General features: G+C 63.4%; 18 protein-coding genes and 3 tRNA genes. 8 read left to right on the forward strand and 13 right to left on the reverse strand.

Features of this window, described 5'->3' with window-relative positions; all coding sequences use genetic code 11:
- Window positions 1-400: 400 nt before the first annotated feature.
- Together ACXJ1Z_RS15890 and ACXJ1Z_RS15895 are read right to left on the reverse strand one after the other, a co-directional pair.
- Window positions 401-826 (reverse strand): type II toxin-antitoxin system VapC family toxin, encoded by a 426-nt coding sequence (locus ACXJ1Z_RS15890; protein WP_463777967.1) that lies wholly within the window; start codon window positions 824-826, stop codon window positions 401-403.
- A complete protein-coding gene (locus tag ACXJ1Z_RS15895; RefSeq protein ID WP_463777968.1) occupies window positions 826-1068 on the reverse strand; it encodes a type II toxin-antitoxin system Phd/YefM family antitoxin in 243 nt (80 codons plus the stop codon). Before ACXJ1Z_RS15895 ends, ACXJ1Z_RS15890 begins: the two co-directional genes overlap by 1 nt.
- A 64-nt stretch (window positions 1069-1132) precedes the next feature.
- Between ACXJ1Z_RS15895 and ACXJ1Z_RS15900 the strand changes: the two genes are divergently transcribed.
- Entirely contained in the window at window positions 1133-2338 is a 1206-nt protein-coding gene (locus ACXJ1Z_RS15900) for a hypothetical protein (RefSeq protein ID WP_463777969.1), read from the forward strand.
- A gap of 566 nt (window positions 2339-2904) precedes the next feature.
- Here ACXJ1Z_RS15900 and ACXJ1Z_RS15905 read toward each other — a convergent pair.
- Entirely contained in the window at window positions 2905-3381 is a 477-nt protein-coding gene (locus ACXJ1Z_RS15905; protein ID WP_463781272.1) for an Hsp20 family protein, read from the reverse strand.
- Window positions 3382-3543: 162 nt separating this feature from the next.
- On the opposite strand from ACXJ1Z_RS15905, the gene grxC reads away from it, so the two are divergent.
- The 4 genes from grxC (at window position 3544) to ACXJ1Z_RS15925 (ending at window position 5257) form a co-directional block, all read left to right on the forward strand.
- Window positions 3544-3804, forward strand: coding sequence for a glutaredoxin 3 (gene grxC / locus ACXJ1Z_RS15910; RefSeq protein ID WP_463777971.1), 261 nt, complete (start codon window positions 3544-3546; stop codon window positions 3802-3804).
- Window positions 3805-3812: 8 nt separating this feature from the next.
- On the forward strand, window positions 3813-4628 hold the full coding sequence (locus ACXJ1Z_RS15915) for a carbon-nitrogen hydrolase family protein (RefSeq protein ID WP_463777973.1): 816 nt from the start codon (window positions 3813-3815) through the stop codon (window positions 4626-4628).
- An 8-nt stretch (window positions 4629-4636) separates the two neighbouring features.
- Complete coding sequence (locus ACXJ1Z_RS15920) at window positions 4637-5140, forward strand: DUF1178 family protein (protein ID WP_463777974.1); 504 nt, start codon at window positions 4637-4639, stop codon at window positions 5138-5140.
- A gap of 40 nt (window positions 5141-5180) precedes the next feature.
- Window positions 5181-5257 (forward strand) — tRNA-Arg (locus tag ACXJ1Z_RS15925).
- Between the two features lie 49 nt (window positions 5258-5306).
- On the opposite strand, the gene ACXJ1Z_RS15930 is transcribed toward ACXJ1Z_RS15925, so the two are convergent.
- The 5 genes from ACXJ1Z_RS15930 to recJ form a co-directional block, all read right to left on the reverse strand.
- Window positions 5307-5954 carry a YbhB/YbcL family Raf kinase inhibitor-like protein gene (locus ACXJ1Z_RS15930; RefSeq protein ID WP_463777976.1) on the reverse strand — a complete coding sequence of 216 codons (648 nt, stop codon included), beginning with the start codon at window positions 5952-5954 and terminating at the stop codon, window positions 5307-5309.
- Window positions 5955-5977: 23 nt separating this feature from the next.
- Window positions 5978-6241: a DUF2171 domain-containing protein gene (locus ACXJ1Z_RS15935; protein ID WP_463777978.1), complete on the reverse strand. Its 264-nt coding sequence runs from the start codon at window positions 6239-6241 to the stop codon at window positions 5978-5980.
- A gap of 172 nt (window positions 6242-6413) precedes the next feature.
- Window positions 6414-6488 (reverse strand) — tRNA-Glu (locus ACXJ1Z_RS15940).
- A gap of 39 nt (window positions 6489-6527) precedes the next feature.
- Window positions 6528-6602 (reverse strand) — tRNA-Glu (locus tag ACXJ1Z_RS15945).
- A gap of 91 nt (window positions 6603-6693) precedes the next feature.
- Window positions 6694-8496, reverse strand: coding sequence for a single-stranded-DNA-specific exonuclease RecJ (recJ, locus tag ACXJ1Z_RS15950; RefSeq protein WP_463777979.1), 1803 nt, complete (start codon window positions 8494-8496; stop codon window positions 6694-6696).
- Between the two features lie 114 nt (window positions 8497-8610).
- Between recJ and ACXJ1Z_RS15955 the strand changes: the two genes are divergently transcribed.
- Together ACXJ1Z_RS15955 and ACXJ1Z_RS15960 are read left to right on the forward strand one after the other, a co-directional pair.
- Window positions 8611-9117 carry a flavodoxin family protein gene (locus tag ACXJ1Z_RS15955; RefSeq protein ID WP_463777981.1) on the forward strand — a complete coding sequence of 169 codons (507 nt, stop codon included), beginning with the start codon at window positions 8611-8613 and terminating at the stop codon, window positions 9115-9117.
- A 61-nt stretch (window positions 9118-9178) separates the two neighbouring features.
- Window positions 9179-9913: a hypothetical protein gene (locus ACXJ1Z_RS15960; protein ID WP_463777982.1), complete on the forward strand. Its 735-nt coding sequence runs from the start codon at window positions 9179-9181 to the stop codon at window positions 9911-9913.
- A gap of 3 nt (window positions 9914-9916) precedes the next feature.
- Here ACXJ1Z_RS15960 and ACXJ1Z_RS15965 read toward each other — a convergent pair whose 3' ends face one another.
- Window positions 9917-10861, reverse strand: coding sequence for an NAD(P)H-dependent flavin oxidoreductase (locus ACXJ1Z_RS15965; protein ID WP_463777984.1), 945 nt, complete (start codon window positions 10859-10861; stop codon window positions 9917-9919).
- Window positions 10862-11046: 185 nt separating this feature from the next.
- Between ACXJ1Z_RS15965 and ACXJ1Z_RS15970 the strand changes: the two genes are divergently transcribed.
- Window positions 11047-12219 (forward strand): FAS1-like dehydratase domain-containing protein, encoded by a 1173-nt coding sequence (locus ACXJ1Z_RS15970; protein WP_463777985.1) that lies wholly within the window; start codon window positions 11047-11049, stop codon window positions 12217-12219.
- A 537-nt stretch (window positions 12220-12756) separates the two neighbouring features.
- Here the strand turns inward: ACXJ1Z_RS15970 and leuA are convergent.
- From leuA to ilvC, 4 genes are all read right to left on the reverse strand, one after another.
- A complete protein-coding gene (gene leuA / locus ACXJ1Z_RS15975) occupies window positions 12757-14424 on the reverse strand; it encodes a 2-isopropylmalate synthase (protein ID WP_463777987.1) in 1668 nt (555 codons plus the stop codon).
- A 300-nt stretch (window positions 14425-14724) separates the two neighbouring features.
- Complete coding sequence (locus tag ACXJ1Z_RS15980; RefSeq protein ID WP_463777988.1) at window positions 14725-15036, reverse strand: I78 family peptidase inhibitor; 312 nt, start codon at window positions 15034-15036, stop codon at window positions 14725-14727.
- Window positions 15037-15040: 4 nt separating this feature from the next.
- Complete coding sequence (locus tag ACXJ1Z_RS15985) at window positions 15041-15688, reverse strand: YceI family protein (protein ID WP_463777990.1); 648 nt, start codon at window positions 15686-15688, stop codon at window positions 15041-15043.
- A gap of 99 nt (window positions 15689-15787) precedes the next feature.
- Window positions 15788-16807 (reverse strand): ketol-acid reductoisomerase, encoded by a 1020-nt coding sequence (gene ilvC, locus ACXJ1Z_RS15990; RefSeq protein WP_463777992.1) that lies wholly within the window; start codon window positions 16805-16807, stop codon window positions 15788-15790.
- Window positions 16808-16910: the final 103 nt, after the last annotated feature.

Below are 16910 nucleotides of genomic sequence, written 5' to 3' on the forward strand. Positions count from 1 at the left end.
ATCAAGACAATTGGCGAAACTGGCCTGGGCCAGCATCGGAGAGGCTGTCTTTCGCCGTCGATCGCCGTTTACCCGCGACGCCATCCACATACTATGCCGATCAGCGTTGGCCGAATGAATGGCGGCTTTTAGGATGGGCAGGCGTCCGATCGTCCAACAAAGTTGCCATTAGATCGACCAGCTTTGAACCAGATTAACGAAGGTCGGCTTTCCAGACTTTCGTCGCCAAGACCGGACAGTCTCCTTCCGGCCCCTCACTCGACGGTCGCTCGAGTGATCCTGAACAAACGTCCGCTTCCCCGATTGCGCTCCCTAAATCCGGACTGTTTGTTCCCGGCCCCCCAGTGGAGAGTTTGACTACTGGCAGATCCTTAGGTTGTCGGCCCAGCCTGTTGTGAGCTCACCCAAGCAGATTTGTTGGTATGCCCAGCGAAGGGCCAGCCTGTGCAAGCTTCCGGTCCAGCGTCTGCACGACTGCGCCTGCTTCGGATGCTATCGCGAGATGAAGGGCGTCGCCAGCGCGGAGGCCAAGCGAATGCTGATCGGCATGTTGGGCCGCCGCCCGGAAATGACGTCCCGTTACTGGCAGCACGGTCAGGCTCTCAGCTACAAGCTTGTGGAACATAGCGAGCGCTGCCGCGCGCTGCTCAAGCGTGATCTGGCTGGTTCTCACCTTGATGGCGAATGCTGAGGACATCTCGGTGATCGTCCACTCGCTGATCGTAAGTTCAGCAGAATCTTGCTCCGCCAACCAGCCCTGAACCACGGCGGTCGCTGCTTCGTTCGAGAGGGCAGCAACGAGCAACGATGTGTCGAGATAATGCATCAGTAGCGATCGCCATCCCGCATCGATCGTATCAGTTCATCGGCGCTCTGCGTCGCCACCGGCATACCGGCGGTAAGTGCACGAAGCAGGGAGACATCGATGGGCTTGCGAGCCTGCGATACGGCGGCAAGACGAGCCACGGGCTTGCCACGTCTGGCGATGTCGATGGTGTCTCCAGCTTCTACGCGATCGACAAGCTCACTGAGGTGAGCCTTGGCATCGGCCAGATTGATGATGTCCATGTCACGCTCCTGACTATGTAGATAGTCATCTACATCAACCCAACTGAATTTCCTAGGAGCGCATATGGAACGTAGCCTGTCACGGCAGCAGCTCTACGATATGATCTGGCAGCGCGCGGTCTCGAAGGTAGCACCTGAGTTCGGGATTTCTGACGTCGCCCTGCGCAAGCAGTGCGTCAAGCACGCCATACCCTTACCGGATGCCACTTATTGGGGCCGGCTCCACGCGGGGCGGCCCGTCAAGCGCAAGCCTCTTGGCCCGGCGCCAGCGGGCACAAGCGACACGATCATCATCGCGCCAAAAGCGCCGCCGCTGCCGGAGCCAATCACCTTCGCTATCGGGCAAGTGCGACAGACTGGCGGGCAGATCATCGTTCCGGACAAGCTCCATCCGCTCGTCGCAAAGACGCTCGCCGTTGCACGCAAGGCGCAACCGGATCAGCACGGAGCGGTGACAAAGTTAGGCTCGGAAGTCTTCCACATCCGCGCTCATCCGGAGACGCTGGAGCGCGTAGGAACCTTCCTCAATGCCCTCGTCTATCAGGCCAAAGGCCGAGACTACCGGTTGGTTTCGGGGCGCGACGGCTTGGAGGTCGTCGCCGACGATGAAGCGATAGCATTTTCTGTCTATCAGACGATTCGGCGAACCCGCCATGTCGAAACTGAAGAAGAGCGGCGAAAGGTCGAGCGCTGGGACGCTCGCCACCGGCATAATTGGTCCAGCTGGCAGGGGCGCCCGACGATCCCTTACTATGACTTTCTCCCGACCGGGGAGATGGTCATCGAGCTTGGCCGTTGGACTCGATACGAGGGCGTTCAACGCAGGTTTGCTGACACTCGCTCGCGAAAGATCGTGGAGCGGATCGGAGAGGTTCTTGTCTCCTTTGCCGCCTTCGCTGCGGGAGAAAAAGTCGAACGGGCACAAGCTCAGGAGCGAGCACAATTAGCGGCGATCGCCCGGCTCGAGAGAGCTGAACAGGTGCGCCTCGCCAAGCTGGAGGCGAACCGCGTTGAGTTCCTCGAGCAAAAGCTCCTGCAGGTAGAAGAGCGAGACCGCCTCGCCGCCTTCCTTGCTTCTCTCGAAGGTCGATCCGACCAGCCAGATCATGAATGCTATCGAGATTTCAGAAGCTGGGTTCAGCAACGCTTGGCCGGCATGAACGCCCGTCTTTCGCGCGAAGCGATTGCCCGCGAGTTGAGCGGAGTGGAAGCTTTCGCCCCGACGTCAGTCGGCGCCCGCGAGGGCGGCTCGGATACGCAAACCTGTTGACGTTTGGAACGCTGTCTTTGGCTTCGAGCACGGCGCACAGTCGGGGGCGGAATGGGAGTGCGATCCGATCGTGATGTGCAGTCACCAAGGTGCGCCGCATCACGTTCCAATCGAGCAAGGTGAGGGCCGTCATAAGCTGTTGTCTTGGCGGTTCCATGGGGGCGCTAGCATGCCGGCACTTTCACCATCCTCCTTGATCTTTGAACACCAAACACTCTTCGAATTTCGGCCTGCTCAGAGGAGCGTCAGGGACACGTTCTCCTCGGATGTTCGTGATGGCTATTTGGTCCCCAAATCAGATCAGATGCAGAACACCCACTTTACGCCTTTGCTTTCTTGGTCTGGACTGGCGCGCTCTCCAGCGCGCCTAAGCCCCTCGCTGGAAACGGCAATTCAACTGATGGCTATGCCTGAGATCCACCCCCCACTTGATCGCAAAAAGTCCCTCATTGACAAGCACACCCTACGCGGCAAAGCCAAATCCAGATGCGCGAAGACACCCACAACGAAAAGGGCGGTCCGGATAGCCGGACCGCCCCGATGGTTTTAGGTCGCGCTGCAGTATATCAGGCGGCGGCGGCCTTTTTGTCGGTGTCGTCCGACGAATCCACCACCGACAACGTGTTACCGCCGATCACGATCTTCTTCGGCTTCATCGCTTCAGGCACTTCGCGCACCAAGTCGATCACGAGCAGCCCGTCGGCTAGGTCTGCATTGTGGACGCGGACATAGTCTGCCAGTTCGAAGCGGCGCTCGAACCCGCGTTGGGCGATGCCGACATGCAGGAACTGTCCCTCGCCGTCTTCCTCGGGCTTTTGACCCTTCACCACCAGCAGGTTGGCCTGCGCGGTGATGTCGATGTCGGCCTCCTTGAAGCCGGCCACCGCAAGCGTGATGCGATAAGCATCGCTGCCGCGGCGCTCAATGTTGAACGGGGGGTACTTGTCCGCGCTTTGCACGCGGGCCTGGTTTTCGATCATATCGAACAGGCGGTCGAAGCCGACCATAGTGCGGCGGTAAGGCGAAAAGTCGATACGGTTCATGACAAAAATCCTCCAATGAGCAATCTTCGTGGGTGCGTGGCCCGGGAACCCGGCGCCGCGCTGACGAGTCATCCCCTTGCGGGCGATCACTCGAGCGACAAGATATGATGGCAGCCGCCGGTTTCAAGCGACTTTCAACGAGAAAAAAGGACGGAAATCTTCATGGCAGACAAGGTCGAGATCTATACGAAGTGGGGTTGCCCATACTGCGTCGCGGCCAAGTCGCTGCTCGACAAGAAGGGCGTTGCTTACGAGGAATACGACGTGACGATGGGCGGTCCCAAGAAAGCCGAAATGCTGGAGCGGGTGCCTGGCGCACGCACGGTTCCGCAAGTGATCGTCGGAGACCGCGCTCTGGGCGGTTTCGACGATATCAGTGCGCTCGACAGCCGGGGCGAACTCGACCCGATCCTGGGGCTTTGAGCTAGCCGATGGCGCGCGCTGCAGTGTTCCAGATGACGAGCGGGATCGATCCTGGGCGAAATGGCGATGCCATCGCCCAAGCCGCGCGGACGGCGAAGGCGGGTGGGGCTGCCATGCTGTTCACGCCGGAAATGTCCGGACTGCTCGATCGTGATCGCAAGCGTGCCGCCGCATTGGTGGTCCCCGAGGAGCAGGATACCGTCCTTGGCACCGTGCGCGAAATGGCCGCCCGCGAAGGCATCTGGGTTGCGATCGGCTCGTTGGCGATCGCGCGCGAAGACGGACGTTGGGCCAATCGGGCCTATGTGATCGATGGCTCGGGCGCGATCGCCGCCTGGTATGATAAGCTGCACATGTTCGATGTCGATCTGGCTACCGGCGAAACGTGGCGGGAATCAAACGCCTACGTGCCCGGCGATGCGGTTACGACGGTGCAGACGCCGCTTGGACGACTGGGCTTGTCGATCTGCTACGATATCCGTTTTCCGGCGCTGTACGAGGCGCTTGGTCGTGAGCGATGCGACGTCATCGCCATACCCGCGGCCTTCACCGTTCCAACCGGACAGGCGCACTGGCATTTGCTGCAGCGCGCGCGTGCCGTCGAATCGAGCGCCTACGTGCTATCGGCCGCGCAGGTCGGGCGGCATGAGGATGGCCGCACGACTTATGGCCACAGCCTTGCCATCGATCCATGGGGCGAGGTGCTGCTCGATTTGGGGGGCGAGACTGCGCAGGTCGGTTTCGTCGAGGTCGAGCCGAAACGTATCGCGGAAGTGCGTGCGCAGCTGCCGAGCCTTGCCAACCGTCGCGCGATATCCAATTAGACCGCCGAATGATTGTATTCGATCTGGAATGCCGCGCGGGTGCGCACAAGTTCGAAGGGTGGTTCGGCACGTCGGAGGATTATGCCCGCCAACAGTCGATGGGGTTGGTTTCGTGCCCGCATTGCGGATCCAGCGATGTCGTCAAGGCGCTTATGGCCCCACGCATCGCCCGCAAGGGCAACCAACTTGTCGAAGTTCCTCGCGCGTCCGCGAAGGTCTCGCCCGCATCACCCGCTGTAGCTCCCGCGACCAGCTCACCGGTTCCTTCGCCCACGCCGCAAGCCGTCGCGCTTTTGCATAAACTCGCCACGCTTCAGGCGGAGGCGCTGAAATCATCGCGATATGTCGGCGCGACATTTGCCGAGGATGCTCGTGCGATGCACTATGGTGAGCGAGAAACCGAGGTCATCCATGGCCAGGCGACGCTTGCGGAAGCGCAGGACCTGCTTGAAGAAGGGATCGCCGTGGCGCCGCTGCTGTTGCCTGTCGTCCCACCGGACCGTGCGAACTGATTGCAAAGCCAATTTCCTGCTCGTAAGCATCATGGCGCGTGCGCCCGTAGCTCAGCAGGATAGAGCATCAGATTCCTAATCTGGGGGCCATGGGTTCGAATCCCGTCGGGCGCACCACCTTGCCAATAAACGATCGGCGTAACCGGGCTTTCAGCGCCTTGTCACTTCAGGCGGTGGCGGGTCGCACTCCTGTTGGAAACGTCTCGACCGCTTCTGCTTCGGCGATCGGGGCTTCGTCACCGCGCGAGTAAGTGCCTACAAGCAGTCCCGCCGCCAGGACATTGCCTTGCAACGCATCGGCTACGGTGCCTCGACCGGGATTTGCGCCAAGCTCGGGGGTATTCGCCAAGGCGAAAAGCTGGAAAACATAGTCGTGGTTACCATGTCCGGTTGGTGGATCCGGGGGGAGCCAGCCTTCAGCCAGGTAGCTGTTGCGACCAACATCGCGGCCATCGGCCTCGCCGTCTCCGTCGCCGACGACAGCACCTTCTGCCAACCTGCGCTCCTCGGCAGGCAGGTTCCACAGCACTGCGTGGACCAGGGGATTGGGCGCCGGGGCGTCTGGATCCTCGACGATCAAGGCAAGGCTGGACGTGCCGGGCGGTACGTCACCCCAGACAAGGGGTGGAGACACGCCTGCACCATCGGCGGTGAAGCGCTCGGGCAGGCGCGCGCCATAAGCGAACGCGGGGCTGGAAAGCTCGATGCGCGGCAGCGCGGTGGCAAGCTCATGCTGGACGATCGCCAGTTTGGAATGTCCGGCACGGACGTTCGTCAGCAAAGCGCCAAGCCAGTGAGGCACATGTTCAAGCATCGGTTTTTTCCAGCCCCAATCGCTTACTTGTCGTTGGCGGTCGATTCGCCGCCTTCTTCTTCTTCAAACGTGATCGCGACATCCGCATTGGCGGACAGGCGCACCGTATCACCCTCGATCCCCGCAATCAGGCCTTCGGAGATGTAGTGATGGTGATCAGCCTTGAGCGCGTCGTCCTGCTTGGTGAGCTTGATGCGATTGCCCACGACCTTGTCGACCGTGCCAACGTGCACGCCGTCAGCGCCGATGATCTTCATGTGTTCGGTAACCTGGCTGATGTCGGCCATATCGGTTCTCCTGTGCTTTTTGAAAAACTAGCGAGGGGAGAACGTACGAAGGCCAGCTTGGATGCCGTGCGTTGAACGGTTCAACGCAAGTTCAAGGCGTGATCCCGATAATACGACCCTGTGGAGAGTGCCACGCAACAAGGGCGTGATCCAGTCCTCGCCTGGACAAACATGGTGACCCCTACGAGAATCGAACTCGTGTTTGCGCCGTGAGAGGGCGCCGTCCTAACCGCTAGACGAAGGGGCCGTGAAGCCATGTTTATGTACGCGCCCGGTAGCACGAGAATGGTGACCCCTACGGGAATCGAACCCGTGCTTCAGCCGTGAAAGGGCCGCGTCCTAACCGCTAGACGAAGGGGCCAAACCAGCGTGATGCCGGGGGCAGGCCGCGCCTTTAGGCAAGGTGGGGAAGGGGGTCAAGCGTCTTTGTGTGTCTTGCCACCCGATCCGGTTCAGTCCGCCCATGCCGCGTCATCGAGCAACAGCTCGGCTTGCGGCCGTGCGCCCCAGTCATCGATCTTGGCCCGGCCGACCAGCCACAGGCGCCGCCCTTGCGCCGCGTGGAGCAGCGCCTGTCCCATGTCACTTTCTGCCGAACGAAAGGCGATCGCCTTGATCCGTCCCCCATCAGGGCCGCTCGCGATGACGCGCACGTGATCGTTGCCGACGATTTCGGCCTTCACCAATCGCACCGGGCCGACGGCAACCTTGGGCCCCGGCCATCCCATCCCGAATGGCCCGGCCTGATCCAGCGTCTCGACAAGCTCGGGCGTAAGGCCGCCAGGGGCAAGCGCCAGGTCCAGCAGCATCGCCCGCCCCTCGCTTGCGGCGGCGATGTCCCTCGCAAGGCGCTGGTCGAGCCAATCGCCCAGGCGTTCGAGCTGGTCGGGCATGATCGTCAGCCCGGCCGCCATCGCATGCCCACCGCCCGCGACGAGCAAGCCTGCTTCGCGCGCGGCGATGATCGCGGCGCCAAGATCCACGCCCGATATCGATCGCCCGGATCCCTTGCCCTGACCGGCCTCGTTGGCATCGAGCGCGATGACCAGCGCGGGTTTTCCGGTCTTCTCCTTGATCCGCCCGGCGACGATCCCGATCACCCCGGGGTGCCAGTCACGACCCGCCAGCACCAAGACGGCGCGGTTATGCTGTTGGGCGACCTGCGCCTCTGCCTCTTCCTGCACGATCTGTTCGATCGCCCGGCGTTCATCGTTGAGGCGCGAAAGTTGCGTGGCGATTTCGCGCGCCTCGTCGGGATCGCGGGTCGTCAGCAGGCGCACACCCAGCGTCGATTCGCCCACCCGGCCGCCCGCATTGATCCGCGGGCCCAGTGCGAAGCCCAGGTCGCTGCAAGTTGGCGCGCGAGACAACCTGCTGGCGTCGATCAGTGCCGACATGCCGATATTCTCGCGCTTGGCCATCACCTTGAGCCCTTGTGCGACCAAAGCGCGGTTCAAGCCGTGCAACGAGGCGACATCGGCGACGGTCCCGAGGGCGACGAGATCGAGCAGCGAGAACAAATCCGGTTCGGAACGGCCATTGCTCTTGAACCAGTCGCGGCGGCGCAGCGATCGTACGGTCGCGACCGCGAGCAGGAAGGCGACCCCGACCGCGGCAAGGTGACCATGTCCCGCGGCGATGACGCCTTCGTCCAGACGGTTGGGGTTCACCATTGCGGCTGCACGGGGCAGCTCGGCCGAACACTTGTGGTGGTCGACCACGATCACGTCGACACCGGCATCGTGCGCCATCGCCAGGGCTTCATGCGCCATGGCGCCGCAATCCACGGTCACGATCAGGCTGGACCCTTCGCCAGCAATACGCACCAGCGCCTCGCCAGAGGGCCCATATCCTTCGAGCAGGCGATCGGGGATGTAGTAATGGGCATCTTGCCCGAGCCCGCGCATCAGCAGGATCAGCAATGCCGCACTGGTGGCACCATCGACGTCGTAATCGCCATAGACGGTTACCGTCTCACCCGTCAGCACGGCCTGCGTCAGCCGCTCGGCAGCGGCGTCCATGTCACGAAATTCGGATGGATCGGGCAGGAACGCACGCAGGGACGGCGTGCGATGCCGGGCAACATCATCGCGGTCGACGCCGCGTGACAGCAACAGTTGCGTGACGATATCGTCGAGCCCGCCAAGGCCGGCGGTGGACGCATTGCTAAGGTCCATGTTGCCGCCGCGCCAGCGCCAGCTCTTGCCGGAAAGCGATCGATCGACACCAAGCACGGATTGGGAAAGAGAGGCCATGCGCCGCAGTTAGACCTTCACCCGGCTTCGTGAAAGACAAAGGCTTGAACCTGCAAAGCATGGCTCTGAGAAATGCAGCTGGACGATCGCCGGTCGAGGCGTGAAAACGCGTTCATGCATGACGCCAGCGAAGTCGGGACACGCCGCACCCTTGCCATCATCTGGCATAGCCGCACCGGCGGCGCGCGCGCGATGGCCCATGCGATCGCCGAAGGTGCGCAGGACAGCGCACGGCTTTTGTCCGCTGCAGAAGCGACTGCACCAGATCTGCTGTCGGCCGATGCCTTTGTCTTCGTCTGTCCCGAAAATCTCGGGTCGATGTCCGGCATGATGAAGGACTTTTTCGACCGGACGTATTATCCGCTGCTTGGCCAGGTCGAAGGGCGGCCATATGCGACTGCGATCGCCGCGGGGTCGGGCGGGCAGGGCGCGCAGGCCCAGATCGATCGCATCGTCACTGGCTGGCGCCTGCGCCGGATTGCGGAGCCGCTGATCGTCGATTTCGCCGCGCAGACGCCCGAGACGATCCTGTCGCCCAAAACGTTGGAAGCCGCCGCCATAGATGCGTGCCGCGATCTAGGCGCGGCGATCGCCGAAGGATTACGGCTGGGCATCTTCTGAACACTCGACGCCGCATGCGCATCGTTGCATGCAGGATCGAGGCATGGTGAGCACAATAGGCATGGAAGAATCGAACGCACAGCGTGTCCGCGCGGGACTGTCGCTGCTGTTTGCGCCGGGCGAGCGGCCCGATGTCGCGACGTTGAGAAGCGTGATCGCAGGCTGTCAGGCACAAGCGGCCTTGACCTGCGCCAATGTGCCAGGCGATGCGGTGGAACTGATCGTCAGCGGTCTGGCGTTCGATGTGATGGGTCTGGCGCCTGTCTCCCCTCGGCGCGTACCGCTTCCAGCGGATCGCTACTTCTTCGACGACGATGGCCCTGCTGGCGAGCAGGAGGCTGTCACGATCGCGCCGGGCCACCACCTGTCTGGCGGCGTATCGCTTTCTCCCGTCATCCGCGCGATGCTGGCGCTTGCTGCGGAACTTGCCGTCGCCCTGCCGGCAACGGCAGTGCTGTGGCATCCCGCCGACACCGCGATCGAGCCAGGCAGGTTCTCGCGGTCGGTGCTGGCCTGGTTGGCTGGTGGCGCCTTTCCGGCAATGGGGCTGACGTCGTTGTCGGCGCTGGCGGATGGCAGCGTGGTGTCTCGCGGGCTGAAGCATTTCGTCGGGCAAGAGCTGACGTTTCGCGGCGGCACAGCGGCGCCGGATGTCCTGTTGGCCACGCGGATCGTCGATCGCATCATCCAGGAAGGTCCGCTCACCGCTTTCAAGCAGTGGCGTATCCAAGATGTGCTGGTCAGCGCCGAGCCGGCACGCGAAGCGAAGCAAATCCTCGCCTGGCGGGTCGAGTAGCGGCTAGACCGCGCGGCGCGACAGATCTGCCACTGCGGCCTCGTACTGTACCGCCAACTGGTCGACGCGCGTCGCGACGGGAACAACGGAGTCTATGACGCCGATCCCCTGGCCCGAACCCCAGATGTCTCTCCAGGCCTTGGCGGCCGTGTTGCCACCCGAACCGAAGTTCATGGCACTGGGATCGCCTTGCGGCAAAGCGTCCGGGTCCATTCCAGCGGCGGCGATGGAGGCCCGCAGGTAATTGCCGTGAACGCCCGTAAAGAGATTGGAATTGACGATGTCGGCGGCCTGGCCCGTCACGATGGCCTGCTTGTATGCCTCGACTGCGTTGGCCTCCGGCGTCGCGATCCAGGGGGTCCCCATGTAGGCGAAATCGGCGCCAAGTGCTTGCGCGGCCAGGATCGAGCGACCGTTGGCGATCGCGCCGGACAGGGCCACGATTCCGCCAAACCAGGCGCGTATTTCCTGCATCAGCGCGAAAGGGGACTGGTTCCCGGCATGGCCACCGGCACCGGCGGCAACCGCGATCAGCCCGTCGGCGCCCTTGTCGATCGCCTTGCGCGCAAAGCCGTTGTCGATGACGTCGTGGAGGACGATCCCGCCCCAATCATGAACCGCCGCGTTCACGTCCTCGCGAGCACCCAATGACGTGATGACCAGCGGCACGCGATGTCTGGCGCAGATCGCAAGGTCTTCCTCCAAGCGCGAGTTGGTCTTGTGGACGATGAGGTTGACCGCGAACGGCGCCGAGCAACCTTGTGTCGCCTCGGCAATTTCGTGCAGCCACTCGTCCAGCTGCGCCGCGGGCCGGGCATTGAGGGCCGGGAAACTTCCGACGATGCCGGACTGCACTTGCGCGATGACCAGCGCGGGCGTCGACACGATGAACATCGGCGCTGCGATGACTGGCAGGCGCAGGGCGTCGAAAGGCGCGGGCAGGGACATCGGCAGGTTCCGTTTAAGCGAGCGATTAAACACACACTTAGGCGTGGCGTGCATCGCTGTCGAGACGGACGCAGGCGCGAGCGCGATGCTTTGGCCGCACGATTGGAATAGGAGTGACGTGCGAAACGCGCCATGTAATAGGCAGCACTGTCTACTAACGACACGCCCGGAGAGAGGGAGTTTTCATGGCGACCCAGCCCAAGACATTCGACACATCGGACATCGACGCACAACTCGGCATACCACTGGAGAGTTCGCCGCTGCGCGAGCCGATCGGCACCAACGACATCCGGCGCTGGGTGCATGCGATGCACTATGCCAATCTGCTGCACTTCGATCCCAAGTTCGCGTCAGAAAGCCGGTTCGGCAAGATCGTCGCGCCACAGAGTTTCGCGATCGCCACCGACGACGGCCACGGCGCCGCGCCCGCCTGCGTGGGCCGCCTGCCCGAATCGCATCTGCTGTTCGGCGGCGACGAGTGGTGGTTCTACGACACCAAGATCTCTGCCGGCGACACCATCGCCAATACGCGCATCCCTTTCGACTATACGCTCAAGGAAACCGGCTTCGGTCCAACCGTGTTCCAGCGTGGCGACAACAACTACGCCAACCAGCATGGCGAGCCTGTCGCCAAACAGCGTTCCACCGCGATCCGCTATTCCGCAGCCGCCGGCGGTTCGAAGGTGAACGAGGAGGACTTCGACGAGCCGGAATGGAGCGACGAGGAACTTGACGCGCTGACCGACCGCAAGTTCGCCTGGATCCAGACGCTGCATGATCTTGGCCATAAGGAGCGCTGGTGGGACGATGTGAATGTCGGCGATCAACTGCCCGAACGCGTGTTCGGCCCGCACTCGATCGCTAGCTTCACCACCGAGTGGCGCGCCTATCTCGTCAATACCTGGGGCACGATGGACCTGCGTTTCCAGGATCTGGAGGCGATGGGCTTCACCAAGGAAATGGCCGGTTACGAGAACGACCGCGCGATGCAGCTGATCAACCCGACACTGACCGACGGTGCCTATTTCGGTCCTTCGCGCGGGCACCTGTTCCCCAAGTTCGCCCGCCGCATCGGCATGCCGCGCGGTTATGGCTACGGCGCGTCGATGGGCAGCTGGGTGACGGACTATCTGGCAGGCTGGGCCGGCGAGCACGGCATGGTCGTCCACTCCACCGCCAACTATCGCGGCCCGGCGCTGACCGGCGACGTGACCATCCAGACCGCCGAAGTCGTCGAGAAGTCGGTCGATGAAGACGGGCGCAATCTGGTGCATGTGAAGCACAAGATGGTGAACCAGCGCGGCGTGACGATGTGTACCGGCACGGCCGAGATCAAGCTGCCGAAGAAGGTGGGCTGAGCAAGGCTCGTCGCTTCGGACTGCCCGGAGCGACGAGCAGACTTGACAAATAGTGCCATTTAGGTTAGTCGACGCAGCAGCCGGATCCTTCCGGCGACGGTGGGTGCGGACGGAGCGCTGGCGCGGCGTTGCGGACAATCCGCACCGTGCGGTCGGCGTTCATCCGCGCCACCTTTCTGCGCGAGGCTTCATGGTTTCGGCGATTTGATGCGAGCCCCGCTCGCCGGGCGCTTCGCGTGGTCCAGGGGCCGAGTTGGCGTGCTTTTCGCGTTTCCCCGCCGGCCAGTCGCAAGATGGAATTCGAGCCAACCCTGTCGTGCCAGGGCCGCCGGCCGCAACGCCTGCCGTGAGTTTTTCCCTGGCGTAACCCCGCGCTCGCTAGCGGGCGAGAACGTGCGCCGACTTTGGATCCTCCCGCACGAGGGGAGGGCGACCGCCCGCATAGCTCCTGGTGGAGGGGTGTAGCCCCCTCTAAGTCGCCCACTACGCCGGCGGCAACATTCCTCTGTCACGCGTTAAAGCGCGCGCCACCATGCCTCAAGCCGCGTTGGCGGCGCTCAGCACGGCGCGCACGCTGGCCGTGGCGACGTCCTCGTCGATGCCGACGCCCCACACGATGCGACCATCCGGCAGCACGCACTCGACGTAAGCCGCAGCGCGCGCATCGGTGCTCTTGCCCAACGAGTGCTCGGCATAATCCTTGACGTCGAGATCGACGCCGAAGCCGTCCTTGAGGGTGGCAATCACCGACGAGATCAACCCGTTGCCGCGCCCGGAGACCGACTGCTCCTGCCCCTCGACGCCGATCTTGCCCGAGAACAGGCGCGTACCATCAGCGGTGCGGCCTTCCTCCCAGTCGATCAACTGATACCGTTGCGGACCTTCAAGGCGGTAGGCGCGCTGGAACACATCCCAGATATCGCTCGCCTGCAGCTCGCGGCCCAGCTCGTCGGCCAATTCCTGCACGTGGTTGGAGAAGTGCGCCTGCATCCGCTTGGGCAGCTTAAGGCCTCGGTCCTGCTCGATCACCCAGGCGAAGCCGCCCTTGCCGGACTGCGAATTGACGCGGATCACCGCCTCGTAGTCGCGGCCCAGGTCAGCCGGATCGATCGGCAGGTAAGGCACCGCCCACAGCGGGTCGTTGCGGGTTTCCTGCGCCGCGAAACCCTTCTTGATCGCGTCCTGATGACTGCCGGAAAACGCGGTGAACACCAGCTCGCCGCCATAGGGATGCCGCTCGGCCACCTTGAGCTGATTGCAGTATTCGACCGTCTGGATCACCTCGTCGATGTCCGAGAAGTCCAGGCCGGGATCGACGCCTTGGGTGTAGAGATTGAGGCCGACCGTCACCAGGCAGCAGTTGCCGGTGCGCTCGCCGTTGCCGAACAGGCAGCCTTCGACGCGGTCGGCGCCGGCCATCAGGCCCAGCTCCGCCGCCGCGACGCCGGTGCCGCGATCGTTATGCGTGTGCAGGCTGATCACCGCGCTCTCGCGGTTGGGCAGGTTGCGGCAGAAATACTCGATCTGGTCGGCGTAGATGTTGGGCGTCGCCGCCTCGACCGTCGCCGGCAGGTTGAGGATGATCGGGTTTTCGGGCGTGGGCTGGAGGATGCCCATCACCGCCTCGCAGCACTCCAGCGAGAAATCCAGTTCGGCGGTGGAGAAGGTCTCAGGGCTGTACTCGAAGTGCCATTTGGTCTGCGGGTACTTGGCCGCCTGGTCGCGCAAGACCTTGGCGCCGTTCTCGGCGATCGCGCGGATTTCGCGGCGTTCCATGCCGAACACGACCTGACGCCACAGCGGCGACACCGCGTTGTAGAGGTGGACGATCGCGGCGTGCACGCCGGCCAGGCTCTCGAACGAGCGCTCGATCAAGTCTTGCCGTGACTGGGTGAGGACCTGCACCAGCACGTCCTCGGGGATGCGGCCGGTATCGACAAGGCCACGAATGAAGTCGAATTCGGTAGAGCCGGCGGCGGGGAAGCCGACCTCGATCTCCTTGAGACCCACCTTAACCAGCAGGTCGAAGAAGCGTGTCTTCTTTTCCGCGCCCATCGGGTCGATCAGTGCCTGGTTGCCGTCGCGCAGATCGGTCGAGAGCCAGCGCGGGGCCTGGGTGATCGTGCGGCCGGGCCACTGACGATCGGGCAGGGCGACTTGCGGGAACGGTCGGTACTTGACCGAAGGGTCTTTCAGCATCGTCATGGGAATTGTCTCGCTCGGGTATTCTGCTGGTGTCCGTGGTGGCTGATCCCCTGGGCGCGATGCGCGACGGTCAGCCGACGCGCAGGCTCACGCCCAAGGGCGGATAAGTCGCAGAATAAGGCCGAGGTGCAGGGACATTGCGCTGCCTATGCCGCCGAGGGGCGCGAAAGTAAAGGGTGGAGTGAGGTGCGGCGACAGGCTCAGCATAAGCAGGGTGGGGGTTAATCCTCACACACCGGGTATCAGCGGTTTGCCCCACCCCCGCTCGGTCTGAGCTTTCCAAAGGCCGCCACCTACAGCCTAGACGCAGCGGAGAGTCTTGATCCGGCCGGCATAGTCGGTGGTGATGGTCAGCCGATCTTCGCGAAAGTCCATCGTCATGGCATCGTGCGGCCCGACCACACGCGTGGTTTTCGCGCCCGAGGTGGCCTTGATCTTGGCCAGCACTTCGTCGTTCATCACTGTACCGACGTAGCCTCCGACCTTCTCGGCCCCGCAGCTCCCTTGCGCAGGAGGCGGGGTCGTTTCGGGCGGCGGCCCGCCCTGCGCCGCACAGCCGGCGAGCAGGACGGTCGCCATCAGGCCGGGCAGTGCGGATCGCAGGGCCATCATCGCCTCACTTCTTCTGGAAGGCGGCGGCAATCTTTAGCTTCACCTCGTCGCCCAGCATCGGCACCATCAGGCCCATGCCGAAGTCGCTGCGCTTGATCGTGGCGGTGGCTTCGAAGCCAACGTTCTCGGCGCCGCCCATCTGCGCGGGCATCTTGCCGGCGCCATAGAACTTGGTGGCGAGCGTCACCGGCTTGGTCACGCCGTTGAGCGTCAGGTTGCCGGTCACGTCGGCCATGCCGGTGCCCTTGGGCTTCACCGAAGTCGACACGAAGGTCGCATCGGCGGGCGAGGGGCCGAAGAAGTCCGGCTTGCCGCCGGCTTCCTTGGGCGCGCGGAGCAGGTGCGAGGTTAGACCGGCACTCGCGGTGGTGACCTTGGATACGGGGATCGTCACCGACACCTTGGCGTTCTGCGGCGCCTTGGGGTCGAGCTGCAGGGTGCCCGTCACGTCGCCGAAAAGGCCGAAGTAGGGCGAAAAGCCGAGGTGGTTTAGCTCCCACTCCACCAGGGTGTGATTGGGATCGGCCTGGTAGGTGCCGCCGGTGATCGATGCGGTGCTCTTGGTGCCGGGAGCGGCAGGTCCGCCCTGCGCGAGCAGCGGAGCGGCGGCAATGAATGCCAGAGCAGCGGCGGATGCGAGATAACGGCGCATGGAAAGTCCTCCCGGGGAGCTATGTTGCCTTGGCGCAACTAGCTGCCCGGGAGGTTGTTCCATGTCAAAGCGTTTGACGTCTGGTCGTCAAGCCGCGGCTTAGTTCTTCGACTTGTCGACCAGGGCGTTGGCCTTGATCCAAGGCATCATCGCGCGCAGCTTGGCCCCGGTTTCCTCGATCGGGTGTGCCTGCGCGGCCTTGCGGGCGCCCTTCAGCTCGGGCTGGCCGGCGCGGTTGTCGAGGACGAAGTTCTTGACGAAGCGGCCCGACTGGATGTCGGCCAGAACGCGCTTCATTTCCTTCTTGGTCTCTTCGGTGATGATGCGCGGGCCAACGGTGATGTCACCGTACTCGGCGGTGTTCGAGATCGAGTAACGCATGTTGGCGATGCCGCCCTCGTACATCAGGTCGACGATGAGCTTCAGCTCGTGGAGGCACTCGAAATAGGCCATCTCGGGGGCGTAGCCCGCCTCGACCAGCGTCTCGAAGCCGGCCTGGACCAGCGCAGTGGCGCCGCCGCACAGCACGGCCTGCTCGCCGAACAGATCGGTCTCGCATTCCTCGCGAAAGTTGGTCTCGATGATGCCCGAACGGCCGCCGCCGACGCCCGATGCATAGGCGAGGGCGATGTCATGCGCGTTACCGGTCGAGTCCTGCGCGATCGCGATCAGGCAGGGCACGCCGCCGCCGCGCTGGAATTCCGAGCGTACGGTGTGGCCCGGGCCCTTGGGCGCGATCATGATGACGTCGATGTCGGCGCGCGGCTCGATCAGGCCGAAGTGGATGTTGAGGCCATGCGCGAAAGCGAGTGCGGCACCCGGCTTGAGGTTGGCATGCAGGTCTTCGGCGTAGATCGCGGCCTGATGTTCGTCGGGGGCGAGGATCATCAGGATGTCGGCCCACTTGGCCGCCTCGACGTTTGACAGCACCTTGAAGCCGGCGTCTTCAGCCTTCTTCGCGGTGGCCGAACCGGCGCGCAGGGCGATGGCGACGTCCTTGACGCCGCTGTCGCGCAGGTTCTGCGCATGGGCGTGGCCCTGGCTGCCGTAACCAAGCACGACGATCTTCTTGTCGGTGATCAGGTTGAGGTCGGCATCGGCGTCGTAGTAGACTTTCATCGTGGGTACTCCGTCATCCCCTGCTTGCGCCGGGATCGCTAAGGTAGAGCGCGCCGCCGAATGGCCCTTGGTCCTGGACCTGAGCCCAGGACGACGCGCGGGT

This window comes from Novosphingobium sp. TK46 (assembly GCF_055361525.1).

What these genes read in the sequence shown, in the direction of transcription:
- ACXJ1Z_RS15935 (WP_463777978.1), bottom strand. Translation starts at nt 6,241, where the DNA reads ATGGCCGACATCAGCCAGGTTACCGAACACATGAAGATCATCGGCGCT.
- grxC (WP_463777971.1), top strand. Translation starts at nt 3,544, where the DNA reads ATGGCAGACAAGGTCGAGATCTATACGAAGTGGGGTTGCCCATACTGC.
- ACXJ1Z_RS15970 (WP_463777985.1), top strand. Translation starts at nt 11,047, where the DNA reads ATGGCGACCCAGCCCAAGACATTCGACACATCGGACATCGACGCACAA.
- ACXJ1Z_RS15985 (WP_463777990.1), bottom strand. Translation starts at nt 15,688, where the DNA reads ATGCGCCGTTATCTCGCATCCGCCGCTGCTCTGGCATTCATTGCCGCC.
- ACXJ1Z_RS15920 (WP_463777974.1), top strand. Translation starts at nt 4,637, where the DNA reads ATGATTGTATTCGATCTGGAATGCCGCGCGGGTGCGCACAAGTTCGAA.
- ACXJ1Z_RS15965 (WP_463777984.1), bottom strand. Translation starts at nt 10,861, where the DNA reads ATGTCCCTGCCCGCGCCTTTCGACGCCCTGCGCCTGCCAGTCATCGCA.
- ACXJ1Z_RS15930 (WP_463777976.1), bottom strand. Translation starts at nt 5,954, where the DNA reads ATGCTTGAACATGTGCCTCACTGGCTTGGCGCTTTGCTGACGAACGTC.
- recJ (WP_463777979.1), bottom strand. Translation starts at nt 8,496, where the DNA reads ATGGCCTCTCTTTCCCAATCCGTGCTTGGTGTCGATCGATCGCTTTCC.
- ilvC (WP_463777992.1), bottom strand. Translation starts at nt 16,807, where the DNA reads ATGAAAGTCTACTACGACGCCGATGCCGACCTCAACCTGATCACCGAC.
- ACXJ1Z_RS15980 (WP_463777988.1), bottom strand. Translation starts at nt 15,036, where the DNA reads ATGATGGCCCTGCGATCCGCACTGCCCGGCCTGATGGCGACCGTCCTG.
- ACXJ1Z_RS15905 (WP_463781272.1), bottom strand. Translation starts at nt 3,381, where the DNA reads ATGAACCGTATCGACTTTTCGCCTTACCGCCGCACTATGGTCGGCTTC.
- ACXJ1Z_RS15915 (WP_463777973.1), top strand. Translation starts at nt 3,813, where the DNA reads ATGGCGCGCGCTGCAGTGTTCCAGATGACGAGCGGGATCGATCCTGGG.
- ACXJ1Z_RS15890 (WP_463777967.1), bottom strand. Translation starts at nt 826, where the DNA reads ATGCATTATCTCGACACATCGTTGCTCGTTGCTGCCCTCTCGAACGAA.
- ACXJ1Z_RS15960 (WP_463777982.1), top strand. Translation starts at nt 9,179, where the DNA reads ATGGAAGAATCGAACGCACAGCGTGTCCGCGCGGGACTGTCGCTGCTG.
- ACXJ1Z_RS15895 (WP_463777968.1), bottom strand. Translation starts at nt 1,068, where the DNA reads ATGGACATCATCAATCTGGCCGATGCCAAGGCTCACCTCAGTGAGCTT.
- leuA (WP_463777987.1), bottom strand. Translation starts at nt 14,424, where the DNA reads ATGACGATGCTGAAAGACCCTTCGGTCAAGTACCGACCGTTCCCGCAA.
- ACXJ1Z_RS15955 (WP_463777981.1), top strand. Translation starts at nt 8,611, where the DNA reads ATGCATGACGCCAGCGAAGTCGGGACACGCCGCACCCTTGCCATCATC.
- ACXJ1Z_RS15900 (WP_463777969.1), top strand. Translation starts at nt 1,133, where the DNA reads ATGGAACGTAGCCTGTCACGGCAGCAGCTCTACGATATGATCTGGCAG.